Annotated in this window: 23 protein-coding genes, 3 tRNA genes and 1 other RNA gene; 10 read left to right on the top strand and 17 right to left on the bottom strand. The window is 69.9% G+C overall.

Annotated elements, in window-relative coordinates; all coding sequences use genetic code 11:
- The 5 genes from ABT08_RS04925 to ABT08_RS04905 form a co-directional block, all read right to left on the bottom strand.
- The coding region (locus tag ABT08_RS04925; protein WP_502685871.1) for a phage integrase central domain-containing protein at positions 1-621 on the bottom strand (621 nt) is incomplete at its 3' end.
- The gene (locus ABT08_RS04920) at positions 621-845 is read right to left on the bottom strand and encodes a helix-turn-helix transcriptional regulator (RefSeq protein ID WP_036285107.1); all 225 of its coding nucleotides are present in this window, start codon (positions 843-845) and stop codon (positions 621-623) included. The genes ABT08_RS04920 and ABT08_RS04925, both read right to left, overlap by 1 nt.
- Before the next feature lie 313 nt (positions 846-1,158).
- Positions 1,159-4,146 (bottom strand): bifunctional [glutamine synthetase] adenylyltransferase/[glutamine synthetase]-adenylyl-L-tyrosine phosphorylase, encoded by a 2,988-nt coding sequence (locus ABT08_RS04915; RefSeq protein WP_288114131.1) that lies wholly within the window; start codon positions 4,144-4,146, stop codon positions 1,159-1,161.
- Positions 4,147-4,153: 7 nt separating this feature from the next.
- The gene (glnA, locus tag ABT08_RS04910) at positions 4,154-5,491 is read right to left on the bottom strand and encodes a type I glutamate--ammonia ligase (protein ID WP_056208832.1); all 1,338 of its coding nucleotides are present in this window, start codon (positions 5,489-5,491) and stop codon (positions 4,154-4,156) included.
- A 67-nt stretch (positions 5,492-5,558) separates the two neighbouring features.
- The gene (locus ABT08_RS04905) at positions 5,559-5,744 is read right to left on the bottom strand and encodes a hypothetical protein (RefSeq protein WP_045246578.1); all 186 of its coding nucleotides are present in this window, start codon (positions 5,742-5,744) and stop codon (positions 5,559-5,561) included.
- Positions 5,745-5,815: 71 nt separating this feature from the next.
- Here ABT08_RS04905 and ppgK point away from each other — a divergent pair, with 71 nt between their 5' ends.
- Positions 5,816-6,577 (top strand): polyphosphate--glucose phosphotransferase, encoded by a 762-nt coding sequence (ppgK, locus tag ABT08_RS04900; protein WP_045246577.1) that lies wholly within the window; start codon positions 5,816-5,818, stop codon positions 6,575-6,577.
- A gap of 27 nt (positions 6,578-6,604) precedes the next feature.
- On the opposite strand, the gene rnpB is transcribed toward ppgK, so the two are convergent.
- From rnpB to ABT08_RS04880, 4 genes are all read right to left on the bottom strand, one after another.
- An RNA gene (gene rnpB / locus ABT08_RS04895) (RNase P RNA component class A) lies at positions 6,605-6,959 on the bottom strand.
- A gap of 32 nt (positions 6,960-6,991) precedes the next feature.
- Positions 6,992-8,704 carry a bifunctional 3'-5' exonuclease/DNA polymerase gene (locus ABT08_RS04890; RefSeq protein WP_502685870.1) on the bottom strand — a complete coding sequence of 571 codons (1,713 nt, stop codon included), beginning with the start codon at positions 8,702-8,704 and terminating at the stop codon, positions 6,992-6,994.
- 15 nt (positions 8,705-8,719) lie between these two features.
- Positions 8,720-9,451, bottom strand: coding sequence for a zinc ribbon domain-containing protein (locus ABT08_RS04885; RefSeq protein ID WP_056518581.1), 732 nt, complete (start codon positions 9,449-9,451; stop codon positions 8,720-8,722).
- 41 nt (positions 9,452-9,492) lie between these two features.
- Positions 9,493-9,565, bottom strand: a tRNA-Val gene (locus ABT08_RS04880).
- A gap of 194 nt (positions 9,566-9,759) precedes the next feature.
- Here ABT08_RS04880 and aceE point away from each other — a divergent pair.
- The 6 genes from aceE to ABT08_RS04850 all read left to right on the top strand — a co-directional run bounded on the left by aceE (position 9,760) and on the right by ABT08_RS04850 (position 17,347).
- Positions 9,760-12,489, top strand: coding sequence for a pyruvate dehydrogenase (acetyl-transferring), homodimeric type (gene aceE / locus ABT08_RS04875; protein ID WP_056208827.1), 2,730 nt, complete (start codon positions 9,760-9,762; stop codon positions 12,487-12,489).
- Between the two features lie 5 nt (positions 12,490-12,494).
- Entirely contained in the window at positions 12,495-13,721 is a 1,227-nt protein-coding gene (locus ABT08_RS04870) for a PucR family transcriptional regulator (RefSeq protein ID WP_045246874.1), read from the top strand.
- A gap of 91 nt (positions 13,722-13,812) precedes the next feature.
- Positions 13,813-14,733, top strand: a complete 921-nt coding sequence (locus tag ABT08_RS04865; protein ID WP_056208822.1) for an ACP S-malonyltransferase — start codon at positions 13,813-13,815, stop codon at positions 14,731-14,733.
- A complete protein-coding gene (locus ABT08_RS04860) occupies positions 14,730-15,734 on the top strand; it encodes a beta-ketoacyl-ACP synthase III (RefSeq protein ID WP_045246872.1) in 1,005 nt (334 codons plus the stop codon). The genes ABT08_RS04865 and ABT08_RS04860 overlap by 4 nt, the downstream gene beginning before the upstream one ends.
- A 75-nt stretch (positions 15,735-15,809) precedes the next feature.
- Positions 15,810-16,058, top strand: coding sequence for an acyl carrier protein (locus tag ABT08_RS04855; RefSeq protein WP_045246871.1), 249 nt, complete (start codon positions 15,810-15,812; stop codon positions 16,056-16,058).
- Between the two features lie 50 nt (positions 16,059-16,108).
- Positions 16,109-17,347, top strand: a complete 1,239-nt coding sequence (locus ABT08_RS04850) for a beta-ketoacyl-[acyl-carrier-protein] synthase family protein (protein ID WP_045246870.1) — start codon at positions 16,109-16,111, stop codon at positions 17,345-17,347.
- 130 nt (positions 17,348-17,477) lie between these two features.
- Here the strand turns inward: ABT08_RS04850 and ABT08_RS04845 are convergent, their stop codons facing one another.
- The 3 genes from ABT08_RS04845 to ABT08_RS04835 form a co-directional block, all read right to left on the bottom strand.
- A complete protein-coding gene (locus tag ABT08_RS04845; RefSeq protein ID WP_056208813.1) occupies positions 17,478-17,981 on the bottom strand; it encodes a DUF3145 domain-containing protein in 504 nt (167 codons plus the stop codon).
- Between the two features lie 115 nt (positions 17,982-18,096).
- Positions 18,097-18,170: transfer RNA gene (locus tag ABT08_RS04840), tRNA-Ile, on the bottom strand.
- Between the two features lie 24 nt (positions 18,171-18,194).
- Positions 18,195-19,169 (bottom strand): DMT family transporter, encoded by a 975-nt coding sequence (locus ABT08_RS04835; RefSeq protein ID WP_045246868.1) that lies wholly within the window; start codon positions 19,167-19,169, stop codon positions 18,195-18,197.
- A 45-nt stretch (positions 19,170-19,214) separates the two neighbouring features.
- Between ABT08_RS04835 and def the strand changes: the two genes are divergently transcribed.
- Complete coding sequence (def, locus tag ABT08_RS04830; RefSeq protein ID WP_048809264.1) at positions 19,215-19,781, top strand: peptide deformylase; 567 nt, start codon at positions 19,215-19,217, stop codon at positions 19,779-19,781.
- Positions 19,782-19,834: 53 nt separating this feature from the next.
- Here def and ABT08_RS04825 read toward each other — a convergent pair.
- The 4 genes from ABT08_RS04825 to dusB form a co-directional block, all read right to left on the bottom strand.
- Positions 19,835-19,910 (bottom strand) — tRNA-Asn (locus tag ABT08_RS04825).
- Between the two features lie 72 nt (positions 19,911-19,982).
- Positions 19,983-21,830 (bottom strand): DNA primase, encoded by a 1,848-nt coding sequence (gene dnaG, locus ABT08_RS04820; protein ID WP_056209202.1) that lies wholly within the window; start codon positions 21,828-21,830, stop codon positions 19,983-19,985.
- The gene (locus ABT08_RS04815) at positions 21,830-23,173 is read right to left on the bottom strand and encodes a deoxyguanosinetriphosphate triphosphohydrolase (protein WP_045246867.1); all 1,344 of its coding nucleotides are present in this window, start codon (positions 23,171-23,173) and stop codon (positions 21,830-21,832) included. Before ABT08_RS04815 ends, dnaG begins: the two co-directional genes overlap by 1 nt.
- The gene (dusB, locus tag ABT08_RS04810; RefSeq protein ID WP_045246866.1) at positions 23,163-24,329 is read right to left on the bottom strand and encodes a tRNA dihydrouridine synthase DusB; all 1,167 of its coding nucleotides are present in this window, start codon (positions 24,327-24,329) and stop codon (positions 23,163-23,165) included. The genes ABT08_RS04815 and dusB overlap by 11 nt, the downstream gene beginning before the upstream one ends.
- Positions 24,330-24,386: 57 nt before the next feature.
- Here dusB and ABT08_RS04805 point away from each other — a divergent pair, with 57 nt between their 5' ends.
- On the top strand, positions 24,387-24,890 hold the full coding sequence (locus tag ABT08_RS04805) for a glutathione peroxidase (protein ID WP_056208805.1): 504 nt from the start codon (positions 24,387-24,389) through the stop codon (positions 24,888-24,890).
- Between the two features lie 12 nt (positions 24,891-24,902).
- On the opposite strand, the gene ABT08_RS04800 is transcribed toward ABT08_RS04805, so the two are convergent.
- Positions 24,903-25,580 carry a DsbA family oxidoreductase gene (locus tag ABT08_RS04800; protein ID WP_288114128.1) on the bottom strand — a complete coding sequence of 226 codons (678 nt, stop codon included), beginning with the start codon at positions 25,578-25,580 and terminating at the stop codon, positions 24,903-24,905.
- Between the two features lie 139 nt (positions 25,581-25,719).
- Between ABT08_RS04800 and ABT08_RS04795 the strand changes: the two genes are divergently transcribed.
- The coding region (locus ABT08_RS04795) for a PIG-L family deacetylase (RefSeq protein ID WP_288114127.1) at positions 25,720-26,653 on the top strand (934 nt) is incomplete at its 3' end.

Here is a 26,653-nt window from a genome sequence, read left to right as displayed (position 1 = left end):
CTGCACCGCGTCCAGTTCGAAGTACACCGTGTCCGGCTCATCCGCCCTTCTGGTCGCTCGGATGGGGTTCGCCACGACGACCGCTCCATACAGGGTCTTCTGGATCGACCCGGCAGCCGAGAAATGCCCCTGCTGGATCGCCCAGTCGAACATGAGCGACATCACATTCCGAACTTTGTTCGCCGTCGTCACCGACTTCTCTCGGGCGATGTCCATGAGCAGCCCGTCGGCGCGATCAGCGGTGATGTCGGCAATGGGGATGGCACCGGCGCGCGGGATGACATGCGCGCGGACCACCGACGCGTAGCCGTCGACGGTCTGCTCGCGGCGCTGGCGCAGCACCCGCGGATCGTCATCGTGATACGCCGTCTTCAGCCATGTAGTCGCCAGCTCAGCGACCGTCATGACCTGAGTCCGTCGCGCCAGCACTCGACCGACAGCGACATCGGCCGCTTCCTGCAACGCCGCCAGCGCCTCAGCCTCGGTCGCGCCGCTGCCGCTGGGACGACGCTCCTGCCCGTTGCCGTCATAGATCCGCGCTCGCGCGATGACCAGGCCGTTCGGCTCGACGGTGTAGGTCACCTTGCCGAGTTCGCCGAGCGCACGCTTCGGCCGCGCCATCAGTCGCCCGCCCTATCCGTCGGGGCCACGATCCGCCCCGCGATGAACGCCTCGACGTCCTCATCGCGGTAGCGAACGTTGTGCGACGAGAGCGCGACGAACGGCAAGCCGAGACCTCGGCTCCGCGCACGCTCTGTCCGCCAGTCAGCGAGCGTCCTGATCGGGATACCCGTGTACTCTGCAAGCTCCTGCGGAGTCCAGAGGCGGGGGCGGGCGTCGCTCATACCAATGAGGTAGGCGGCACCACCCGTCGACCTCCAGCGAACCCCGTAGGACGGCCAAGAATCGAGTAAACGGACGGGTTCTCGGACAGCCGCAGCAGCGACCCCACCCATGCTCACCATTGCATTTCCCTGTCTTTGCAGGGAAGTGTGAGCCTGTGGAACTCCCTACGGTTCTCAGATCCTCAAGCCGAGCTGTACTTCGGCGTCTGATCGGATGCCTCGTCGAGGGCCCCGGACTGCACACGCAGGCCGGGGCCCTTCGGCACTCCCGCACGGCGGTCGCGCGCGGCCCGCGTGTCCGACGCGGCCGGGTTCAGCCGTAGAAGAGGCGCTCGAACACCTGCCGTGCCCGGCGCGAGGCGCGCATCCAGTCCTCCTCGACGCGGGTCGCGGAGCCGGGCGGGTACTCGAGGAGGCGAGCGATGCCCTCGAGGCGCGCGCGATCGGTGGGCAGCACGTCGCTGGTCTGTCCGGAGAGCAGCGTGTTGGCCGACCGGAGACGCGACGCGAGGCGCCAGGCCTCGCTCAGCCGCTCGTAGGCGGGCCGCGGGATGAGTCCCTCGTCCACGGCGACCGATAGCGCGGCGAGCGTGGACGTCGTGCGGAGGGCGGGGAGCCGACCGGCGTGCTCGTGCTGAAGCAGTTGCACGAGCCATTCGACGTCGCTGAGTCCGCCCGGGCCGAGCTTGAGGTGGCGCTCCGGCCGAACGCCCTGTGGGAGCCGTTCGCTCTCGACGCGCGCCTTGATGCGCTTGATCTCGCGCAGGCCCTGCACGTCGACATCGCGGGGGTAGCGCACCTCGTCGGCCACCTCGAAGAAGGCCGTGACCAGCTTCACGCTCCCCGCGACGCCGCGTGCGCGAAGGAGTGCCTGCGCCTCCCACGAGAGCGACCAGCGCCGGTAGTACTCCGTGTACGCGTCGAGCGACCGCGCCAGCGGGCCGTTGCGCCCCTCGGGGCGCAGATCGGCGTCGAGGTCGAGGGGTGCACGATGGTCCTCTGAGGAGGCGCGTAGCGCCGCGACGAGGCGCAGGGCGAGCTCGTGGGCGCGCTGCGGGTCGACCCCGTTCGGACGATAGACGTACATGACATCCGCGTCGGAGCCGAAACCGAGCTCGGCGCCGCCGAGGCGGCCCATCGCGATCACGGAGAAGTCGAGCGCGTCGTCCTCGGGAGGGACGACCTCGCGGCGCACGGCCCGGAGGGTCGCCTGGATCGCGACATCCGTGATCGTCGACAGTGCGGCCGCGATCTCATCGATCGTCAGGACGCCGAGCACCGCGCCCATCGCCGTGCGCAGCAGCTCGCGTCGACGCAGCGCCCGCACGGAGCGCATGGCTTCCTCCGTCTCGGGATGCCGCGTCTGGATGGCGCGCGCCTCGTCCTGCAGCGCGACGCCCGACCGCGGCCGCAGCAACGCGTTGTCGTCGAGCCAGGCGACGGACTCCGGGATCCACTCCATCAGCTCGCCGATATACCGGGAGCCGGACAGCACCCGGGTGAGTCGCTCCGCCGCCCCCGAGGAGTCACGCAGCACTCGCAGGAACCACGCGGTGTCGCCCAGTCGCTCACTCACCCGACGGAACGCGAGGAGGCCGTAGTCGGGGTCGACGCCGTCGGCGAACCAGCGCAGCATCACAGGCATGAGGTGGCGCTGGATCGTGGCCTTGCGACTGAGACCAGAGGTGAGCGCGGCGATGTGGCGCAGCGCCCCCGCCGGGTCGCGGAATCCGATCGCGGTGAGGCGGTCGTGCGCCTGCTCGGGCGACAGCGTGCGCTCCCCCTCGCCCAGCGAGGCGACCGCCGACAGCAGTGGACGGTAGAAGAGCCGCACGTGCACGTCTCGCACGTCGCGCTTGATGCGCTCCCACAGCTCCCAGATCTCCGCAGCCGACCCCGCCAGCCCACTCGTGCGGGCGAGCACACGACGCTCGTCCTCTTCCCGCGGCATCAGATGGGTTCGGCTCAGACGTCGCAGCTGCACGCGGTGCTCGAGCACCCGCAGCACCCGGTAGTCGGACACGAAGACCGCGGCATCCGCCCGCCCGATGTAGCCGCCGTCGACAAGCGCCGCGAGGGCGGGCAGTGTGCCGCGCTCGCGCACGGTCGCATCCGTCAATCCGTGTACGAGCTGGAGCAACTGCACCGTGAACTCGACGTCTCGGATGCCGCCGGGCCCGAGTTTGAGCTGGAACGGCACGTCGTCGGCGGGGATGTGCTCGGTGACCCGCTCGCGCATGCGCTGCACGCTGTCGACGAAGTTCGTGCGGGCGGCGCTCGACCAGACCTTGGGGGCGACCGCCTCGATGTAGCGTGCGCCGAGGTCCGGATCGCCGGCGATCGCGCGGGCCTTCAGCAGGGCCTGGAACTCCCAGCTCGACGCCCATCGGTCGTAGTACGACAGGTGGGATTCGAGCGTGCGCACGAGGGCGCCCTGCTTGCCCTCCGGACGCAGGTTCGCGTCGACCTCCCACAGGGGCGGCTCGATCTCCATGCTCGAGATGCCGCGCATCGTCTGCACGGCGAGACGGGTGGCGATGTCGACCACGCGGCTGCCGCCGAGCCGCTCGGTGGTGACGTCGTCCGCGTCGCCGACGAAGATGACGTCGACATCGGACACGTAGTTGAGTTCGCGCGCGCCGGTCTTGCCCATCCCGATGATCGCGAGCGCGACCGCAGCGACGTCGTCGCGGGGGAACATGGAAGCCGACAGCCGGGTGCGCGCGACCGCAAGCGATGCCTCCAGCGCCGCCCCCGCGGCATCCGCGAGTGCGGCAGCCACGAGATCGACATGGGCCGGTGCATCGGGGGTGAGCAGGTCGTAGGCCGCGATGCGGGCGAGGAGGGTGCGGTACCGCACGCGTAGCGCCACCCACGAGGCCTCTCCCCCGTCGGCGGCGAAACCGTCGACCGCCTCGACCGACGCGAGAAGCTCGTGAGTGAGCTCGGCGGCGTCCGGCACGGTCGGCTCCCGGCCGAGCAGGTCCGCGAGCTGCGCAGGTCGGCGGAAGTAGAAGTCCGCGAACCCCTCGGACGCCCCCGTAAGCGCCCAGAGCGCGGCCGCGCCCCGGTGATCGGTGAGCACGGGCGCGACCGCGGCGGCATCCCGCCGGGCGACGCGCAGAATGCCGGTCAGCGCCGCATCCGGGTCGCCGACCGTGACCACACCCGAGAGGATCGCATCACGATCGATCCCGCACAGCAGCGCAAGCTCGTCGAGAGCCGCCTCTGCGGCATCCACATGGCCGAAGCCGTAGCGGACGAGGTCGGTGCGCGTGTGCGACCGGTCGGACGTGGCCATCGGCCCGTCAGAGCATCTCGAGGTTGCTCTTCAGCTCGAAGGGCGTGACCTGCGAGCGGTAGCCCTGCCATTCCTTGCGCTTGTTGAGCAGCACGTAGTTGAAGACCTGCTCCCCCAGCGTCTCGGCGACGAGCTCGGACTCCTCCATGAACCGCAGGGCCTGGTCGAGGCTCGTCGGCAGCGGCGCGTAGCCGAGGGCGCGGCGCTCAGAGTCGCTGAGCGACCACACGTTGTCCTCGGCCTCCGCCGGCAGCTCGTACTCCTCCTCGATGCCCTTCAGGCCCGCCGCGAGCAGCAGCGCGAAGGCGAGGTACGGGTTCGCGGCCGAATCGAGCGCACGGTACTCGACACGCGAGGACTGACCCTTGTTCGGCTTGTACAGCGGAACGCGCACGAGGGCGGAGCGGTTGTTGTGACCCCAGCAGATGAAGCTGGGGGCCTCGTCGCCACCCCACAGCCGCTTGTACGAATTCACGAACTGGTTGGTGACGGCCGAGATCTCGTTCGCGTGACGCAGCAGCCCCGCGATGAAGTGTCGGCCGACCTTCGAGAGCTGGTACTGGGCGCCCTCCTCGTAGAAGGCGTTCTGGTCGCCCTCGAAGAGTGAGATGTGCGTGTGCATGCCCGATCCGGGCTGTCCGCTCAGCGGCTTCGGCATGAACGTCGCGTAGACGCCCTGCTCGATCGCCACCTCCTTGATCACCGTGCGGAAGGTCATGATGTTGTCGGCCGTCGTCAGTGCGTCGGCGTAGCGCAGGTCGATCTCGTTCTGACCGGGGCCGCCCTCGTGGTGGCTGTACTCGACCGAGATGCCGAGGTCTTCGAGCATGCGCACCGACCGCCGACGGAAGTCGTGCGCCGTGCCGCCGGGCACGTTGTCGAAGTAGCCGGCCGAGTCGACGGGCTCGGGTCCGTCGGGGCCGTACGACGACGACTTGAGCAGGTAGAACTCGATCTCGGGGTGCGTGTAGAACGTGAAGCCGGCGTCGGCGGCCTTCGCCAGCGCACGCTTGAGCACGTGACGCGGGTCCGCGACCGCGGGCTGTCCGTCGGGCGTCGTGATGTCGCAGAACATGCGCGCCGTCGGGTCGACCTCGCCCCGCCATGGCAGGATCTGGAACGTCGTCGGGTCGGCGTGCGCCAGCAGATCCGACTCGTACGAGCGGGTGAGGCCCTCGATCGCAGAGCCGTCGAAACCGAGGCCCTCGCTGAACGCGCCCTCCACCTCGGCCGGGGCGATCGCCACCGACTTCAGGGTGCCGATCACATCGGTGAACCAGAGGCGGACGAACTTGACGCCGCGCTCCTCGATCGTGCGCAGCACGAAGTCCCGCTGCTTGTCCATCGCGTGCCTCTCCTCGGACGAGTGTGTGCGTCCAGCCTATTTCGTCCGGAGCCCCGTGCGACGCACCTCAGGCGTCGTCGCGCGCGTCGTCCTCGGACCACTTGCGGGAACGCTCCGCGATGATCTCCGGAGCGCGCGCCGCCTCCTCTGCCGTGGCGAAGGGACCCGCGCGGTCGACCGCGGGCGAGAGGAGTCCGTGCTCGACCTGCTTGGTGGTCAGGTTGTACCAGTAGCTGTTCTCGTCGTCGCTCACGGGTGCCCTCCTCGGCGTCACGTTGGTCCGATCCTACTGAGCACCCCTGTCGGCATGGATAGGCTTCTCGCATGGCTACAGAGAAGTCGCGCGCAGTCGGAATCGACATCGGTGGAACGGGTATCAAGGGCGGTGTCGTCGACCTGGTCGCCGGCGAGCTGGTGAGTGAGCGCATCAAGGTGCCCACGCCCAAGGGCGCGGAGCCGAAGGACGTGCTCGCCGCGGTGCAGCAGGTGCTCGAGACGCTCGAGGTGAGTGGCTCCGACCTCGAGCTCGGCGTCGCGTTCCCGGCCATCGTCAAGAACGGTCGCACGCTCTCGGCGGCGAACGTCGCCGAGACCTGGATCGACTTCCCGGCAGAGGAATTCTTCGAGCAGGGGCTGGGGCGCGGCATCCACTTCGCCAACGACGCGGATGTCGCGGGCCTCGCAGAGGTGCGCTACGGCGCCGCCCGTGATGCGAAGGGCCTGACGATCCTCACGACCCTCGGCACCGGGATCGGCACCGCACTGCTCTACAACGGCGTGCTCATCCCGAACTCGGAGCTCGGCCACATCGAGCGCAAGAACCACCGCAAGGACGCGGAGTTCTACGCGGCGTATTCGGCGATGGAGCGCGACGAGCTGACGTGGAAGAAGTGGGCCAAGCGCCTGCAGTGGTACTACTCCCACCTCGAGGCGCTCTTCAGCCCCGACCTGTTCGTCGTGGGCGGCGGCGTCTCCAAGCACGCGGACGAGTTCCTGAGCCTGCTGAAGCTGCGCACTCCGATCATCCCGGCGGTGCACCAGAACAACGCCGGCATCATCGGCGCGGCTTCGCTCGCCCTGGACTGATCGGCGCTGATCCGGCGTATCGGCGGGCGAATGGGCCGGCCGATACGCCGGGTTCTGTCCCGGGGCGAACCCCGGTGACGGTCATCTCTCTCGGCGTCACGTTGCCGTGACGCTCCAGCGGCCTACCCGGGGACTCGGCGGGCCGCGTCAACATCCCCTGTCTGGCCTTGCTCCGGGCGAGGTTTACCGTGCGGGGCGCGTCACCGCGCCCCCGGTGGTCTCTTACACCACCCTTTCACCCTTACCGGCTGCTGCCGGCGGTCTGCTCTCTGTGGCACTGTCTCGCGGATTGCTCCGGGTGGGTGTTACCCACCGCCCTGCCCTGCGGAGCCCGGACGTTCCTCGGCGCGGTCTCCCGCGACGCGACCGTCTGGCCGACCCATTCGCGTCTTGGATTCTACCGGCGCCGACCTCTTACGACTTCCCCGCGTCGGGGGCGATGCGCACGTCGAGCGGGAAGTCGATGGGGAACTCGCCGAACAGAAGGCGGCCGGCGCGGGCCGCGGCATCCGTCACGATCGCGGCGACCTGGTCGGCAAGTTCGGCCGGCGTGTGCACGATGATCTCGTCGTGCAGGAAGAAGGCGATGTGCGGTGCGCCCGACTGGGCAGGACCGGATGCCGCGGCTTCCGCGCCGGGCGCCGTGAGCGCGAGCAGTGACCGCCGCGTCTCGGCGAGCCAGCACAGCGCCCATTCCGCGGCGGTGCCCTGCACGACGTAGTTGCGGGTGAACCGCCCGCGGTCGCGGGCTCGTCGTCGAGCCTGCTGCTCGGTGGCCGCGTCGGTCTCGTCGAGCGAGGCCTCGAACTGGGAGCGGGTGAACGCGGATCCGGCGGGTGGCGAGGTGCGGCCGAGCCAGGTGGAGACGACACGCCCCTCCTCGCCGGCCACGGCGGCGTCGTCGACGAGCCGCATCGCGGCGGGGAACGCGCGGCGCAGGCGCGGCACGAGGCGGCCGCTGTCGCCGGTCGTTGCGCCGTACATCGCACCGAGCACGGCGATCTTCGCCTCTTGGCGGGTGGTCACGACTCCGGTGCGCACGATGCCGGCGTACAGGTCGGTGCCCGCGGCCGCACGCGCCATCGCCCGGTCGCGCGACATTCCGGCGAGCACCCGCGGCTCGAGCTGGGCGACGTCGGCGCTGACGAGCAGCCAGCCGGGATCGGCGCGCACCGCGGGGCGCAGGGACCGCGGGATCTGAAGCGCGCCGCCGCCGCTCGATGCCCAGCGTCCCGTGACGACGCCGCTCGGCACGTACACGGGCCGGAAGCGGCCGCCGTGCACCCACGTCGCGATCCAGCTCTCGCCGTTCGCTGTGAGCAGCCGCATCAGGCGCTTGTACGCGAGCAGCGGGGCGACCACCGGATGGTCGAGGTCCTCCAGCTCCCATTTGCTGGTCGACGTGACGGCGAGTCCCGCCCGATGCAGGGCGCGCAGCAGGCGCGGCGGGGAATCGAGCGCGACGTCGGGATCGTCGAGGGCGGTTCGCACGGCGGCGGCCGCGGCATCCACATGGCGCCTGCTGCCCCCGACCCGCTCGCCCAACGTCTTGTCGAGCAGCCTCGTGTGGGTGGCGACGTCCCACGGGAGGCCGGCTGCCCGCATCTCGGCGGCGACGAGCGCTCCCGTCGATTCCGCGACGGCGAGGAGTCTCAGCCGGCCGGATGCCGCGTCGAGCGCGGCCAACTGCGCGGCGAACTCCCGGTGGCCGCTCGCGAGATCCGTCGGCGCAACGCGCGCGGCGATCGTCTCGACCTCGAACAGCGCCTCGCGTGAGTCGGGCGCCTCCTCCCAGGCCGCGGGCGCGGACCACGCGGCATGCGTCGGCAGCCGTGCGGACTCGGGCACCGACTCGGCGGTGCGCAGAATCGCCCGTACCGCGCGGAGATCGTGCACCCGCCGCACGCGCACGCCGGCGGCCAGAAGCGGCGGATACCAGCGCGCCGTGTCGCTCCACACCCAGCGCACGTCGTCGGTGTGCGTGCGCGCCAGTTCGATCAGTCCCCCGGACGTCACGCCCGCACGAGAGATCTCGGCGCCCGCGCCATCGAGCTCGACGACAGCGATCTCCCCGTCCTCGTCCGTGCCGACGAGTCGCCACGCCGGTGACGGCTCAGACGCGGACATGCGTCCGCGTCGGGCTCACAGCCCGGACTCCTCCGTGCGTACGAGGATGCAGCCGCACTGCGGGCACTCGACCACATCGTCGTCGGCGGCTGAGCGCACGGCCTGCAGCTCGGTGCCGGAGAGCTCCATGCGGCATCCCTCGCACGTGCGGCGACGCAGGAGAGCGGCACCGGCGTTGCGGGTCGCGAGGAGGTCGTACCGGGCCAGCAGATCGGCGGGCACCCCTGCGGCCACACCGGCGCGGTCGCGCTCGGCGGTCGACCGGCGCTGGTTCTGCACCGCCGCCTCCGCGCCCGCTGCGGCCTCGAGGGTGTCCCGCTCGTCGACGAGCGTCGCCACGATCGCCTCGGCGTCGGCCACCGCCGCAGCCGCGGACTCGACGCGCTCCATCGCCTCGAGCTCGGCGTCTTCGAGCGTGCGGGTGCGGCGGGCGAGCGAGTCGAGCTCGCTCTCGAGCGCCTGCGCGTCCTTCGGGTTGGTTGACGCGGCGAGACGGGCCTCGTCGCGTGCGCGGCGCTCGGAGACGACCTTCACGTCGGCCTCGATGCGCGCGACCTCGAGATCGGCGTCTTCTTTGGCCCCCAGCAGGTCGGTGACGACACGGGATGCCGCGGCGACCTCACCCTGCAGAGCGGCGAGGCGAGGCGCCTGTGCCGGCTTGGAGAGCGCGTGCACGGCCTGCCGGATGCGGATGTCGAGGTCGACGACGTCGAGGAGGGCGCGTTGGTCGGCGGGTCGGGCTTTCACCCTCTCAACCTACGGCAGACGGGCGACGTCGCGACCGGAAGTGGGCCCTGCCGGGATCGAACCGACGACATCCACGGTGTAAACGTGGCGCTCTACCAGCTGAGCTAAAGGCCCTCGGGGCCGAGTGTACGAGACATCCGCTCTTCGTGCGGCTCGATCGGAGGGTGCGGGGGCGCGCTGGCACCGGTGCCGCCGATCTTCGTCTGCGGCGGCGCTAGGCTATCCGTCGGCGTTGTAGACCGCGGACAAAGCCGCCGGTCTCGGTGATCTGATCTGGCACGACCTGCCAGCCCGACGAAAGGTGCCTCGTGACTGTTCACGACCAGGATCCCTACTCGCAAGGCCCCCTCGACAGCGACCCTGAAGAGACGTCCGAGTGGCAGGAATCCCTGCAGCAGCTCGTCGACGCCAAGGGTCACGGTCGCGGGCGCGAGATCATGCTCAGCCTGCTGAAGACCTCGCGAGAGCTGCACCTCGGCGTTCCGACGGTGCCGACCACCGACTACATCAACACGATCGCGCCCGAGAACGAGCCCGAGTTCCCCGGTGACGAGGAGATCGAGCGCCGCTACCGCGCGTGGATCCGCTGGAACGCGGCCATCACCGTGCACCGCGCGCAGCGTCCCGGCATCGGCGTCGGCGGCCACATCTCGACATATGCGTCCTCGGCGGCGCTGTACGAGGTGGGTTTCAACCACTTCTTCCGCGGCCAGAACCACCCCTCGGGCGGCGACCAGATCTTCTTCCAGGGCCACGCCTCCCCCGGCATGTACGCCCGCTCGTTCCTCGAGGGACGCCTCACCGAGCAGCAGCTCGACGGCTTCCGCCAGGAGAAGTCGGCGTTCCCCAACGGTCTCCCCTCCTATCCGCACCCGCGCCTCATGCCGGAGTACTGGCAGTTCCCGACCGTGTCGATGGGCCTCGGCCCGATCAACGCGATCTACCAGGCGATGACCAACAAGTACCTCACCAACCGCGGCATCAAGGATGTCTCCGAGTCCCACGTGTGGGCGTTCCTCGGTGACGGCGAGATGGATGAGGTCGAGAGCCGCGGTCAGCTCCAGGTCGCGGCCAACGAGGGCCTGGACAACCTGACCTTCATCGTCAACTGCAACCTGCAGCGCCTCGACGGCCCCGTGCGCGGCAACGGCAAGATCATCCAGGAGCTCGAGAGCTTCTTCCGCGGCGCCGGCTGGAACGTCATCAAGGTCGTGTGGGGTCGCGAATGGGACGACCTGCTCGCCCGTGACAGCGACGGCGCGCTGCTCAACCTCATGAACATCACGCCCGACGGCGACTACCAGACCTATAAGGCCGAGAACGGCGCCTACGTGCGCCAGCACTTCTTCGGTCGCGACGAGCGCACCGCCGCCCTGGTCAAGGACTACAGCGACGAGCAGATCTGGAACCTCAAGCGCGGCGGTCACGACTACCGCAAGGTCTACGCCGCGTTCAAGGCCGCCGTCGAGCACAAGGGCCAGCCCACCGTCATCCTCGCCAAGACCATCAAGGGCTACGGCCTCGGTCCGCACTTCGAGGGCCGCAACGCGACCCACCAGATGAAGAAGATGACCCTCGACGACCTGAAGCTGTTCCGCGACGCGATGCACATCCCGGTCACGGACGCGAAGCTCGAGGAGAACCCGTACCTGCCCCCGTACTACAACCCGGGACCGCAGGACGAGACCATCCAGTACCTGCTCGAGCGCCGCCGGGCCCTCGGCGGATACCTGCCGGAGCGCCGCTCGCACCACGTCGGCATCGAGCTGCCGGGCGACGCGGCCTACGCGCTGCCGAAGAAGGGTTCGGGCACCCAGGAGATCGCCACCACGATGGCGTTCGTGCGTCTGCTGAAGGACCTGCTCCGGGTCAAGGACTTCGGCAACCGCATCGTGCCGATCATCCCCGACGAGGCGCGCACCTTCGGCATGGACGCGTACTTCCCGACGGCGAAGATCTACAACCCGAACGGCCAGAACTACACGTCGGTCGACCGCGAGCTGCTACTGGCCTACAAGGAGAGCCCGCAGGGCCAGATCGTCCACGTCGGCATCAACGAGGCCGGCGCCCTCGCCGCCTTCACCGGTGTCGGCACCTCGTACGCGACGCACGGCGAGCCGCTCATCCCGGTCTACGTGTTCTACTCGCAGTTCGGCTTCCAGCGCACCGGCGACGCGAACTGGGCCGCGGGCGACCAGATGGCGCGCGGCTTCGTGGTCGGCGCCACCGCCGGTCGCACCACCCTCACGGGTGAGGGCCTGCAGCACGCCGACGGCCACTCGCACCTGCTCGCGGCCACGAACCCCGCCACGGTCTCGTACGACCCCGCCTACGGCTACGAGATCGCCCACATCGTGCGCTCCGGCATCGACCGTATGTACGGCGGCAGTCACAGCGACCCGAACGTCATGTACTACCTGACGGTCTACAACGAGCCGATCGTGCAGCCCGCCGAGCCGGCGGATGTCGACGTCGACGGCATCGTGCGCGGCATCCACCGCATCTCCACCGTCGCGACGGAGGGCGCCGCGCACGCGCAGCTGCTCGCGAGCGGTGTGGGCGTGCCGTGGGCGCTCGAGGCGCAGCAGCTCCTGAAGGACGACTGGGGTGTGGGCTCGGATGTGTGGTCGGTCACCTCGTGGACCGAGCTGCGCCGCGACGGCCTCGCCGCCGACGAGCACAACTTCCTGCACCCCGACGAGGAGCCGGTCACGGCCTACCTCACGCAGAAGCTCGCCGGAACGCCCGGCCCGGTCGTCGCGGTGAGCGACTTCATGCACGCCGTGCAGGACCAGATCCGTCCGTGGGTGCAGCACAATTTCTGGACGCTCGGCGCCGACGGCTTCGGCTTCTCCGACACGCGTGCCGCGGCACGACGCTTCTTCAAGATCGACGGACCGTCGATCGTCGTGCGTGCCCTCCAGGCGCTCGCGGCCGAGGGTGCGGTCGATCGTGCGCTGGTCGGTCAGGCGATCCAGAAGTACCGTCTGCACGACGTGACCGCGGGCACGACGGGCAACGCCGGCGGCGAGAGCTGACCGACGTGCCGGCGACGCCGCCCGGACACGAGCTGCCCGTCGACAAGTCGGGGACCCTTGCGTGGCTGCGCAAGGTCTCCGGCGACCTCGCCACGGCGACGCTCACCCGGCTCGAGGCGACGCTTCCGTGGTACTCCGACATGCCGCCGGCGCGGCGCTCGGCGGTGGGCCTGGTCGCTCAGGCCGGCATCACCTCGTTCATCCAGTGGTACGACGATCCGAAGTCGACCCCCTGGATCGCGTCGGACATCTTCGCCGCCGCGCCGCGGGAGCTGCTGCGCAGCGTGAGCCTGCAGCAGACGCTCCAGTTGATCCGGGTCACGGTGGAGGTCACCGAGGAGCGCATCGCCGACAAGGACTCGCGCCTGCGCGAGGCGGCGCTGCTCTACTCGCGCGAGGTCGCGTTCGCGGCGGCCGACGTCTACGCCCGCGCCGCCGAGGCGCGGGGGCTCTGGGATGCGCGCCTCGAGGCGCTCGTGGTCGACTCGATCCTCAGCGGCGAGGCCGACGACGAGCTGCCGAGCCGTATCGCGGCCCTCGGCTGGCACGGGCACGGCGAGGTCGCGGTGCTCGTGGGCACGACGCCCCCGCAGTTCGACGTCGACCAGTTGCGCCGCATGGCGCGCAAGCTCGGTGTCGACGTGCTCGTGGGCGTGCAGGGCTCGCGGCTCGTGCTCGTGATCGGTCGCAGCGAGGCCGGCCAGCGCACGGGTGAGGATGTGGCAGACCTCCCGTTCCCCGAGATCGCCCGGCGCCTCGAGCCGGGATTCGGCACGGGGCACCTGGTGCTCGGCCCCACGGTGCCGGCGCTCGTCGACGCGAGCCAGAGCGCCCGCGCGGCCCTCGCCGGGTTCGCGGTGGCCGGCGCATGGCGCAACGCGCCGCGGCCGGTGGACGCCGACGATCTGCTGCCCGAACGTGCCCTCGCGGGCGACCCGCTCGCCAAGCGCACGCTCGTCGAGAAGATCTACCGTCCGTTGAAGGCCCACAGCTCCGATCTCGTGACCACGCTCTGGAGCTACCTCGACAACGGCCGATCGCTCGAGGCGACGGCTCGCGAGCTGTTCGTGCACCCCAACACGGTGCGCTACCGACTGAAGCGCGTCTCGGACGTGATCGGCTGGGACGCGACGGGTCCGCGCGAGGCGCTCATCCTGCAGACGGCGCTCGTTCTCGGGGCGATCGGCAGCGACGTCACGCGTCGCCGTGCCGGTGTTCCTCGGCGCGCATGAGCCACGTCGCTGTAGGGCGCGCACAAAGCATCCGGTCATCCTTGTGCGTACCTCGCCAGTGCGACGCCCGGTTCCTTGGCAGGATGGAACGGTGATCATCGCGGTGTTCCCCGGTCAGGGTTCGCAGACCCCCGGCTTCCTCAGTCCTTGGCTCGAGCTCGACGGCGCGACTGACCGGTTGTCGTCGTTCTCGGAGGCGGCGGATGTCGACCTCGCCGCCGCCGGCACCGAGTGGGATGCCGACGCGATCCGCGACACTCAGGTCGCTCAGCCGCTCATCGTCGGCGCGAGCCTCCTCTCCTACGCCGCCTTCGTCGAGGCGGCGGGCACCACGCCCGCGGGTGTGGCCGGTCACTCCGTCGGTGAACTGGCCGCCCTCGCCGCGGCAGGCGTGCTCTCCCCCGTCGACGCACTCACTCTCGCGGGCGTGCGGGGTCGTGCGATGGCGGATGCCGCGGCCCAGACGCCGACCGGCATGAGCGCAATCCTCGGGGGCGACGAAGCCGCGGTGCTGGCGCGTCTCGCCGAGCTCGACCTCACCCCGGCCAACCACAACGGTGCCGGCCAGATCGTCGCCGCCGGCGCCCTCCCCGCCCTGGCAGTCCTCGCCGAGGCGCCGGTGCCGGCGACGCGGGTCATCCCGCTCCAGGTCGCCGGCGCGTTCCACACGTCCTACATGGCCCCGGCCGTTGACGCGCTGCGGGAGGCCGCGGCATCCGTCGCGGTGAGCGACCCGCAGACTACCCTCTGGACGAATGCCGATGGCACCGTCGTCGATGACGGTCCCCGGGCGGTCGAGCTGCTCATCGGACAGGTGGCCTCCCCCGTGCGCTGGGATCTGTGCATGGCCTCGTTCGCCGAGGCGGGCGTGACGGGCATCATCGAATTCGCGCCGGCGGGAACGCTCGTCGGCCTCGCCAAGCGCGCGCTGCGCGGAGTGCCGTCGGTTGCCGTCAAGACACCCGACGACCTCGACGCCGCCGTCGCGCTGCTGAAGGGATCCGCCGCATGAGCGCACCCGTGCTGAAGCAGGGCAGCGGCCCCGCGTTCACCCGCATCTACTCGTACGGGGCCGCCCGTGGCGAGAACGCGGTGCCGAACGACGATCTGGTCGCCGCGATCGACTCGAGCGACGAGTGGATCCGCCAGCGCACCGGCATCATCACGCGGACGCGCGCGGTGCACGGCACGAGCGCGACCGATCTCGCCACCGCGGCCGGCCGTGAGGCGATCGAGCGTTCCGGAGTACCGGCCGACCAGATCGACCTCGTCATCGTCGCGACCATCAGCAACTCCCGCCAGACCCCGTCGATGTCGGCCGTCGTCGCCGACCGCGTCGGAGCGAACCCGGCCGCCGCCTACGACTCGAACGCCGCGTGCGCCGGATTCGCCTACGGTGTCGCCCAGGCCGATGCACTCATCCGCACCGGCGGGGCGCACTACGCCCTCGTCATCGGCGCCGAGAAGCTCTCCGACGTCGTCGACCCGACCGACCGCAGCATCTCGTTCCTCCTGGGCGACGGCGCAGGAGCCGTGGTCATCGGACCGAGTGACTTCCCCGGCATCTCCCGCACCGTGTGGGGCTCCGACGGCTCCAAGGCCGAGGCCGTCGGCATGAACGCGACCCTCACCGAGTTCCGTGACGGCGAGGCTGCCTGGCCGACGCTCCGTCAGGAAGGCCAGACCGTCTTCCGCTGGGCCGTCTGGGAGATGGCGAAGGCCGCGCGCCTCGCCCTCGAGGAGGCGGGGGTGGAGGCATCCGATCTGGCCGCCTTCGTGCCGCACCAGGCCAACATGCGCATCATCGATGAGTTCGCCAAGCAGCTGGGGCTGCCCGAGAGCGTGGTCATCGGCCGTGACATCGCGACGACGGGCAACACGTCGGCGGCATCCATCCCGCTCGCCACGCATCGTCTGCTCGAAGAGCACCCCGAGCTCAGCGGCGGCCTGTGCCTGCAGATCGGATTCGGGGCCGGGCTCGTCTACGGCGCGCAGGTGGTCGTGCTCCCGTGAGCGCCGCAGCGGCGCCCCTAAACTGATTCGCGGCCTTGCGGCTGCTGTCCACACCCCACAGAGAAGGAGAAACCCATGGCCCTTTCGACCGAAGAGGTCCTCGCCGGCCTCGCCGAGCTCATCACCGACGAGACGGGCATCTCGGCCGACGAGGTCGCGCTCGAGAAGTCGTTCACCGACGACCTCGACATCGACTCGATCTCGATGATGACCATCGTCGTCAACGCCGAAGAGAAGTTCGGCGTGACGATCCCCGACGACGAGGTCAAGAACCTCAAGACCGTCGGCGACGCAGTCACCTTCATCACCTCGAACCAGGCGTGAGTCCCGTCCGGTGGGGGCGTGAGCCCCCACCGGGAAGAACAGGAAGCAATATGACGTCCCCTCGCATCGTCGTCACCGGAATCGGCGCGTCGTCCCCCATCGGCGGCACGGCTCCCGACAGCTGGAACGCGCTCCTCGACGGCGCCAGCGGCGCCCGCTCGCTCGAGCACGACTGGGTCGCCCGCTACGAGCTGCCGGTCACCTTCGCGGCCGAGGCGCTCGTGCGTCCCGACACCGTGCTCGAGCGCCCGGTGGCCAAGCGTCTCGATCCGGCCTCGCAGTTCGCCCTCGTCGCCGCCCAGGAGGCCTGGGCCGACGCGGGTGCGCCCGACGTCGAGCCCGAGCGTCTCGGTGTCGACTTCGCGACCGGAATCGGCGGCGTATGGACGCTGCTCGATGCGTGGGACACTCTGCGTGAGAAGGGTCCCCGTCGGGTCATGCCCATGACGGTGCCCATGCTCATGCCGAACGCTGCAGCGGGCAACCTGTCGCTCCACTTCGGCGCGCGCGCATTCGCCCGGACCGTCGCGAGCGCGTGCGCGTCGAGCACCGAGTCGATCGTCAACGCGGTCGAGCACATCCAGGACGGCCTCGCCGACATCGTGATCGCCGGCGGCACCGAATCGGCCGTTCACCCCATCACACTCGCCGCGTTCGCGTCGATGCAGGCGCTCTCGCGTCGCAACGACTCGCCCGGCACGGCGTCCCGGCCGGCGAGCATCGACCGCGACGGCTTCGTCATGGGCGAGGGGGCCGCGGCGCTCGTGCTCGAGCGTGAAGACCACGCTCTCGCTCGCGGAGCGAAGATCTACGCGGTCGTCGTCGGCGGCGGCGTCACCGCCGACTCGTACCACATCACCGCCAATGACCCCGAGGGTCGCGGCGCGGCGCGTGCCGTGCAGCAGGCGCTGGCGGCGGCGGGTGCGAGCCCCGACGAGGTCACGCACATCAATGCGCACGCGACATCCACCCCTGTCGGCGACCCGAACGAGTACCAGGCCCTGCGAGCGGTGTTCGGCGCCCGGATCGACGAGATCCCGGTGTCAGCCACGAAGGCGTCGACCGGCCACCTCCTGGGCGGCACCGGAGCCCTCGAGGCCATGTTCACGATCCGCGCGATCCAGGAGCGCATCGCGCCGCCGACGATCAACCTCACCGAGCAGGACCCGGAGGTGCCGTTCCGACTGTCGGGCAGCACCCAGGCTCTCGGCGCCGGCGACCAGCTCGCCATCAGCAACTCTTTCGGGTTCGGCGGTCACAATGCCGTCGTGGCGTTCCGAAACGTCTGACCACCGACACCACGAAGGCCCCCGGCACACTGCCGGGGGCCTTCGTCATGGTCGGGCATCGACCGCGTTCCCACCGCCGGGACGATTCACCGGCGCTCGGTAGTGGCGTGTCGTCTGCCCGGGGTCTGGGTCAGCCCACCTTGTGGAGCCACACGACCGGTACCTCGTCGCCCGCATGGCGGAACGGTTCGAGCTCCTCGTCCCACGCTGCTCCGAGAGCAACATCCAGCTCACGTCGCAACTCCGCCGCATCACCCAGCGACACCTCGAGGGCGTAACGCAGCCGGTCCTCGGGGACGACCACGTTGCCCGCAGCGTCGGTGGGCGCGAAGTGAATGCCGAGGTCCGGTGTGTGCATCCAGCGCCCGCCGTCCGTGCCCCGAGCCGGATCCTCGGTGACCTCGTAGCGCAGGTGCTCCCAGCCGCGTATCGCGCTCGCCAGAGCCGCGCCGGTGCCGGCCGGTCCCTCCCACGCGAATTCGGTGCGACGAGCGCCCGGCAGCACGGGCTGCGCGATCCACTCGAAGTTCAGCGCCTTGCCGAACACGCGACCGGCGGCCCACTCGAGGTGCGGGCACAACGCCTTCGGCGCGGAGTGGATGTAGATCACGCCGCGCGTCTGTGATGTCGCCATCGGTTCTCCATTCGTCAGGTGCGTCTTCCCCTACGACCTGACCGGAACGGTGGCTCTTCGGTTATGGGGTCATTATCACCCGGTCGGTGCCGGAATGACAAGACTGTGATTCGAGTGGGGCGGGTGGGACTTGAACCCACGATCGTCGGGTTATGAGCCCGCTGCCTTGACCAGCTTGGCCACCGCCCCGTGCGGCACGCCGCACCAGCGAGCCTAGTGGGAGCCGCCGCGCGGGATGGGCAGCTCCTGGCTGTCGCTGATGACCTGCGGATGGTTGCGGGCCAGCGAGAAGACGCCGTACACCGCGATCGCGCCGGCGACGACGAACCCGATCATCGGCCCGATGCCGGCGGTCGCTGCCTCCTGGAGGACGACGAGACCGATGAGCACGGCGACCATCGGGTCGATGACGGTGAGGCCGGCGATGACGAGGTCAGGGGGTCCCGCGGAGTATGCCGTCTGAACGAAGTAGGCGCCGAGGGCGACCGCGGCGAGGAGCGCGACGAGACAGGTGAGGGTGAGCCATTCGAAATCGCCCGCCTGCACTCGTTTGATCACGACCTTCGCGAGCGTCGCGACGAAGCCGTAGATCATTCCTGACGCGACGATGTAGAAGAGCGCGCGGCCACCGCGCCGACGCACCCAGATCAACCAGATCGCCGTGAGCGACCCGACCACGACCACGAGCAGTCCGAGGATGATGAGCAGCTCGCTGTCGGCGACGGGCTGCTCGGTCGCGACGAATGCGGCGATGGTGACGAAGACGAGGATGCCTCCCACGCACGCGATGATCGATCTCACTGATTTCAGGGTGGGTCGGTGGCCGGAGATGCGGGCGTTCAGCAGTGTCGTGATCACGAGGGAGACCGCGCCGAGCGGCTGGACGATGATGAGCGGCGCGATCGCGAGGGCCCCGAGCTGGCAGAGGATCGCGAGTCCCAGCATCACGGTGCCGAGCACCCAGGAGGGGCGGCCGAGCAGTCGCAGCAGCTGTGCTCCGCTGAGCCCCGTGCTCGTGCCGCCGAGCGCGTGGTTGACCTTCACGACGCCGCGGTGCTGGTACTGCGCTCCGAACGACATGAAGACCGCGCCGAGCAGCGCCAACGGGATACCGAGGAGGATCGCGGGGTCGCGGAACACCCCGACGAGGTTGTTCGTGACGTCGTCGATGGAAAGCGGCACCGTCATCACCGTTCGACACTATCCCGAGACCGGCTCGATAGGCTCGAAGACGTGACCGTTCTGCCGATTCGCATCATGGGTGACCCCGTGCTCCACTCCCCCGCCGCCCCCGTCGACGAGATCACGGACGAGATCCGCACACTGGTGGCGGACATGTTCGAGACGATGGATGCCGCGCCCGGCGTGGGGCTTGCGGCACCGCAGGTGGGTGTCGGGCTGCGGATCTTCACGTACACCTACCAGGACGACGACGGCGCTCCGTGGCGCGGGGTGGTCATCAACCCGGTGCTGTGGATCTCCCCGGCCGAACCCGGCCAGCCGGACCCTGACGAGGAGTCCGAGGGCTGCCTGTCCTTCCCCAGCGAACGGTTCCCGCTGCGCCGCGCCGAGCGCGCCTTGCTGATCGGCACGGACCTGGAGGGCGCCGAGGTGCGCATCGAGGTGTCCGGATGGCGTGCGCGCATCCTGCAGCACGAGTTCGACCACCTCGACGGGGTGCTGTACGTCGACCGGCTGGATGACAGCGACTGGAAGACCGTGCAGAAGATCGCGAAGAAGCGCGGCTGGGGTCGTCCCGGTCAGTCGTGGACGCCCGGGATCGACCTCATCGAGGCCTGAACCTCGAGACGAGAAATCCCGCCTGCGTCGACCGACGCGGCGGGATCTTCTCGTGGCTCCCCGGCTTGGACTCGAACCAAGAACCTATCGGTTAACAGCCGATTGCTCTGCCAATTGAGCTACCGAGGAAGAGTCATCCCGAATCAGGACAACCCTGAGATCGTAGCAAAGGATGAGGCTGCGACGCGAACCGGGACGGGGTCAGCCGGCGTCGAGGAGACGCTGCCGCTCGACATCCAGATCGCGCAGGCGCAGCCTCACGGCACGCCCCTCCTCGGAGTCGGCCTGCACCCGCTGCATGGCACCGAGCAGCTCGCTCTTCGTGCGATCGAGGGTGCGCAGGCTCAGTCGCCTGGCGAGGTCCTGGGCTGACAACTGGGCGTGCAGAGCATCGCGTGCGGGGAACGTTCCCGTGAGCAGCTCGGCGGCGAGGGAACGGTACGGCTCACGCACCGCCTGCACCGCGGCGGCGGCCCATCCGGGGTGCGAGTAGTCCGGCATCGCCGCGACGACGCCGCGCACCGCGTCGAGGCCCGGAACGGTGAATGTGGTGTCGAGGGCGCGCCGTACGAGCTCGCCGTCGATCAGGTGCCCGTACTGCAGGAATCCCATCAGCGCATCACGCTCGAGCGCGGCATCCGCTGTGGTCGGCAGTGTCTGGAGGGTGATCCTCAGCTCGCTGGGGGTCTCGGCCGAGTGCGGGATGTCCTCCTGCTCGCGCTGCGCACCGACCGACCGCGACGCGCGCCGCACCGCACCGGACACCTCGCCGAGCTCGAGGCCGAGGCGTCGGGCGAGCACCTTCACGTACCCCGGCTGCAGCGAGGGGTCACGGATGCCGGCGACGATCGGCGCCCCGGCACGCAGAGCCCCCGCCCGCCCTTCGACGGTGCCGAGGTCGAAGCCGCGGATGCGCTGGTCGATCGCGAACTCGAACATCGGCACCTTCGACTCGATGATCGCGCGCACGGCGCCGTCGCCGCGGGCGAGGCGCAGGTCGCACGGGTCGAGACCGGGCGGAGCGACGGCGACGTAGGTCTGCGCGGCGAAACGCTTCTCGTCGGCGAACGCGCGCATGGCGGCGCCGACCCCTGCGTCGTCCGGGTCGAAGGTGAAGACGACCTCGCCGTGTGCCGAGTCGTCGCCCATCACGCGACGCAGAGCCGTGATGTGCTCCGAGCCGAACGCGGTGCCGCAGGTCGCGACCGCCGTGGTGATGCCGGCGAGGTGGCAGGCCATGACGTCGGTGTAGCCCTCCACCACGACGACCTGGCGCGACCGCGAGATGTCCTTCTTCGCGAGGTCGAGGCCGTACAGCACCTGCGACTTGCGGTAGATCGGGGTCTCAGGGGTGTTGAGGTACTTCGGCCCCTGGTCGTCGTCGTAGAGCTTGCGGGCCCCGAAGCCGACGACCTGGCCGGTGACATCGCGGATGGGCCACACCACGCGCCCGCGGAACCGGTCGTAGACGCCCCGCTGCCCCTGCGAGAGCAGACCGGCTGTGAGAAGCTCCTCGTCGCTGAAGCCCTTGGCGCGCAGCGCCTGCTGCAGGTTGCCCCACCCCTTCGGCGCGTACCCGACACCGAAGTGCGCGGCGGCTCCCGCATCGAACCCGCGGCCGCCGAGGAAGGCGTGCGCGGTCTCGGCCTCGGCGCTCTGCAGCTGCTCGCGGAAGTACATCGCGGCCGCGGCGCCCGCCGCGTAGAGCCGGGTGCGCCCGGAGGTCTCCACCGCGGGGCCCCCGTCCTCGTAGTGCAGCGCGTAGCCGAGCCGACCCGCGAGGCGCTCGACCGACTCGGTGAACGAGAGGTGGTCCATCTCCCGCAGGAACGTGTAGACGTCGCCCGAGGCGCCGCATCCGAAGCAGTGGTAGAAGCCGTGCTGCGGCCGCACGTGGAAGCTCGGGCTCCGTTCGTCGTGGAACGGGCAGAGCCCCTTGAGCGAGCCGACGCCCGCGGGCTTCAGCGCGACCCGCTCCCCCACGATGTCCGCGATGTTGGTGCGCGACTTGACCTCGTCGACGTCGGTCTGCACGATGCGACCGGGCATCAGGCGAGTCCTGCCGGCGCGGGCCGCACCGGCGGCACCCACACGCCGAGTGAGGTGGGATCGAGCGGTGCGACGAGACGCTCATGCCAGGCGATCGCGAGCTGATCCGTGAGTCCCGCGACCTGGTCGACGACGACGCGGCGGCGAGCCGCGTCATCCGTCGCGGAGGTGAAGTCGCCTCGATAGACCGGCTCGAGCTGGTCGGGACGCTCCCACAGAGCCGACGCGAGGCGCTTCAGCACTCGCCGCTGTTCCTTGTAGAGCTCCTTGCGGCCATCGATCGAGACCACCGTCGCACCGATGATTCCTTTGAGCACCGCGATCTCGGCCTCGACGACCGCGGGCACCATGACCCGCGCCCGATAGCGCGTGAGGGATGCAGCGGGGTACGCGTCGCGCGTCGCCGCCGTCGCCGCCCGCGCGAAGCGCCCGATGAGATCGGACGTGAGGTTCTTGAGACCGGCCAGGTCGCGGCGGGATCCGTCGAACGTGGGCACCCACTCGGGGAGCCGGGTGAGCCGGTAGAGCGCGTCGGAGAGCGCATCGCGGGTGAGGTCGAAGCCGACCCACGCCTGGATCGCGTCGATCAGGGCCTCGTGCTCGTTCGGGGCGACGAGACGGCGCGGATCGAGGTAGCCGTTGACGATGGCGTCCTCGAAGTCGTGCACCGAGTATGCGATGTCGTCCGACAGGTCCATGACTTCGGCCTCGATGCACCGCACGCGGCCGGGCGCGCCCTCGCGGAACCAGCGGAAGACCGCCTCGTCGTCGGGGTAGACGCCGAACTTGAGGCGACCGCCCGGGTCGGGCAGGGGATGTTCGTCGGTCCAGGGGTACTTGCAGGTCGCGTCGAGGCTCGCGCGGGTGAGGTTGAGGCCCGCGGAATGCCCCTCCTCGTCGAACACCTTCGGCTCGAGCCGGGTGACGATGCGCATCGTCTGCGCATTGCCCTCGAACCCGCCGATGTCCTCGGCCCAGTCGTTGAGGGCCCGTTCGCCGTTGTGTCCGAAGGGCGGATGCCCGAGGTCGTGGTTCAGGCAGGCGGTGTCGACCACGTCGGGCGCGAGGCGCAGGGCGAGGGCGAGCTCTCGACCGACCTGGGCGACCTCGAGCGAGTGGGTCAGCCGGTTACGGGCGAAATCCGCAGGGCTGGCAGGCGAGAGCACCTGGGTCTTCGCGCCGAGGCGGCGCAACGCCGCGGAGTGCAGCACCCGCGCCCGGTCGCGCGCGAAATCGTCGCGCTGCGAGCGGTGCTGCTCGGGGACGAAGCGCTCCGCGTCCCGATCGTCGTAGCCGCTCGGGCGCCCGAGGGCGACACCGAGCGCGGATGCCTCAGCCGCCACTGTGCTCCAGTTCGGCGTCGGCGAGGGCGCACGACTCGTCGGCGGGGATCTCCCGGCTGTCGAGCCATCCGTCGGGCAGGGCGGGACGCTTCGGGGTTCCCGCGCGACCGCGCTGTCCCTCGGCGGCGGCTCCCGGATAGGGCGCGTCGAGATCGAGGGTCGCGAGCAGTGCATCGATCTCGTCGAGCGACGACACCGTCGCCAGCTGCGCGCGCAGCTCCCCGCCCACCGGATAGCCCTTGAAGTACCAGGCCACGTGCTTGCGGATGTCGCGGCATCCGCGGTCCTCGTCCTCGAAGAACTCGACCAGTAGTTCCGCGTGCCGGCGGAACGCGCGAGCGACGAAGCCGAGGGTCGCATCCACGGGCTCGCCGTAGGCCGCGTCTTCGCCGCCGAGCGTGCGGGCGAGGTCGCCGAACAGCCACGGTCGGCCGAGACAGCCGCGGCCGACGACGACGCCGTCGCATCCGGTTTCCGCCATCATGCGCACGGCGTCGTCGGCGCTCCAGATGTCGCCGTTGCCGAGCACCGGCACCGAACGGATCTCGTCCTTCAGACGCGCGATCGCGCTCCAGTCGGCGGACCCCGAGTAGAACTCCGCGGCCGTGCGCGCGTGCAACGCGATCGCCGACACCCCGGCGCGCTCGGCCGTGCGGGCGGCGTCGAGATAGGTGAGGTGGTCGTCGTCGATGCCCTTGCGCATCTTCACAGTGACCGGCACGTCACCGGCGTTGCGGACGGCCTGGGTGACGATGTCGGCGAAGAGGTCCTTCTTCCAGGGGAGCGCCGCTCCCCCGCCCTTGCGGGTGACCTTGGGGACGGGGCATCCGAAGTTCATGTCGATGTGGTCGGCGCGGTCCTCGTCGACGAGGAGCTTCACGGCCGCGCCGACGGTCGCGGGATCGACTCCGTACAGCTGGATCGACCGCGGGGTCTCGGACTCGTGGTGCGTGATGAGCCGCATCGTCGTGGCGTTCCGCTCGACGAGCGCGCGCGTCGTGATCATCTCGCTGATGTAGAGACCTGCGCCGTACTCGCGACACAGCCGCCGGAACGCGGTGTTCGTGATGCCCGCCATCGGCGCCAGCACGACCGGGGCGTCGAGGGTGAGCGCACCGATCTGCAACGGCCGGGTGGCGGGGGCGATCGTGGTCACCCCGACATTCTCCCAGACGGCGACCCTCCCGCGGCCCGCCGCGCCTACGCTGGGCACATGGCCGCCACCGACAGCGCAGACCTGCGCAGCATCCCGTTCCTCGACGCCGAGGGGGCCGAGCGCACGCTCGCCGACTACGGCGACAAAGTCCTCCTCGTCGTGAACGTCGCGTCGAAGTGCGGACTCACCCCGCAGTACGAGGCGCTCGAGCAGCTGCAGCGCGAGTACGGCGAGAGGGGCTTCAGCGTCGTCGGATTCCCCTGCAACCAGTTCATGGGTCAGGAGCCGGGCTCGATCGAGGAGATCCTGGAGTACTGCTCCGCGACCTGGGGTGTGAGCTTTCCGATCAACGCGAAGATCAAGGTCAACGGACCCGGTGTCGCGCCGCTCTACAAGGCGCTGAAGAAGGCCAGGAACCCCGAGGGTGAGCGGGGACTCGTGCACTGGAACTTCGAGAAGTTCGTGCTCACGCCCACGGGAGACGTGCACCGTTTCCGTCCGTCGACGAAGCCCGACGACCGGGCGGTCGTGTCGGTCATCGAGGCGGCACTCCCCGCCTGATCTCGGCGACGGTCAGAGAGCCGATGCCGCGCCCCGCCGCTCCGCCCACACCTGGCGCGCGATCTGGGCGAACGCCTCCGGCGGCTGCGCGCCGCTGACGCCGTACTTGCCGTCGATGACGAAGAACGGCACTCCGTTGATGCCGTAGGCCTGGGCCTGCGCCTGGTCGGCGCGCACGTCTGGCAGGTGACGCTCGTTCTCGAGCGCGTCGCGCACGGCGTCGCCGTCGAGCCCGATCTCCGTCGCGAGGTCGACGAGGTCGTCGATACGTCCGACGTGGCGCCCCTCGGTGAAGTAGGCCGACATGAGGCGCTCCGCCATGTCGTGCTGGCGTCCGGCCTGCTTCGCGAAGTGCAGCAGCTCGTGCGCCTTCACCGTGTTCGTGTGACGCAGCAGGTCGAAGCGGTACTCCAGTCCCGCGTTCGCGGCCACGCCCGTCACGTTCGACAGCATCTGCGAGACCTGGTCCCGCGGCATCCCCTTGTGTCCGGCGAGGAAGTCGATCTCGTCACCCTCGAAGTCCACGGGCGTGTCGGGAGACAGCTCGAACGAGTGGAACGTGACCGTCGTCACGGGCGCGTCGTCATCGGATGCCGCGTCCGCCAGTCCCTTCTCGAGGTTGCGCTTGCCGATGTAGCACCAGGGGCAGGCGATGTCGCTCCACACGTCGATCGAGATGGCGTCCGTCATGACGGGTGCAACGCCTGCGGCTTCGCCGACTATTCCCGCGCTGTGAGCAGGATTCACAGCGTCGTGTCGGGCGCGCCGGGAGCGCATATGTCAGCATGATGCGGGCCCGATGGGGATCGGGGTGGGAGAGAGGAACGGCATGGGTGCTCGCGCGCGCCGCCGCATAGGTCGCATCCTGTTCGCATCGACGGTCGTGATCGTCGCCGCAGCAGTTGTCGGCGCGGTCGTGGTAGCGGTGCAGACGCGCGCGCAGTGGTGGCCGACCGCGTTCTCGACTCCGGGCGGGATCGCTCCGTCCGCCTCGGCCACGCCGCTCGGGCCCGCTCTTCCCGCGCCGGCGCCGGTCGTGAATTCGGATCCTGCGCCGGGATCGCTCGTCACCACATGCGAGGGCGAGACGGTGCTGTCGGTCTGGGCCCACTACGACGATGACCTGATCTTCGCGAACCCGACGCTGCAGGGGGCGATCTCGAGCGGATTCTGCGCCCGGACGGCCTATGTGACCGCGGGTGACGGCGGCCTCGGTGCCTCCTACGTCAAGGCTCGTGAGTTCGGGATCCTCAAGGCGTACAACGTCATGCGCGGGAGCTCGGCCGAGTGGACGCAGTCCACCGTGACCCTCGCATCGGGAGTGCAGCTCACCCAGTACGTCCCTGTCGACGCGGCGAACGTCTCGGTGCTCTTCTTCCACCTGCCCGACGGGGGGCTGAAGGGCAAGGGCTTCCGGACGACCGGGTCCGTCACGATCCGGATGCTCCTCGACGGCCGCGTCGACAAGCTCACCCCGGTGGGCGGCGGTGATGCGGTGTCGGCGGTGAGTCTGCGGGACTCCCTGGCCGACCTCATCACGATGTTCCATCCCGCCATGGTGGGAACGCTGATCCCGAGCATTGCCGCGCAGGGTTGGCAGGGCGATCATCCCGACCACAGCACGGTGGGCACGTTCACCCGCGAAGCGGCGAAGAAGGCCGGGTACGACCTCGCCAAGATGCGCTACTTCGAGGGATACCCCGTGCATCTCCAGCCGGCCAACATCACCGGCGCAGCCCTGACGACGAAGCTCCTGGCGTACC

The sequence above is a fragment of the Microbacterium sp. SCN 71-21 genome, assembly GCF_001725695.1.
Classification (GTDB): Bacteria; Actinomycetota; Actinomycetes; order Actinomycetales; family Microbacteriaceae; genus Microbacterium; species Microbacterium ginsengisoli.
This window is presented reverse-complemented; position numbering and strand designations above follow the sequence as displayed.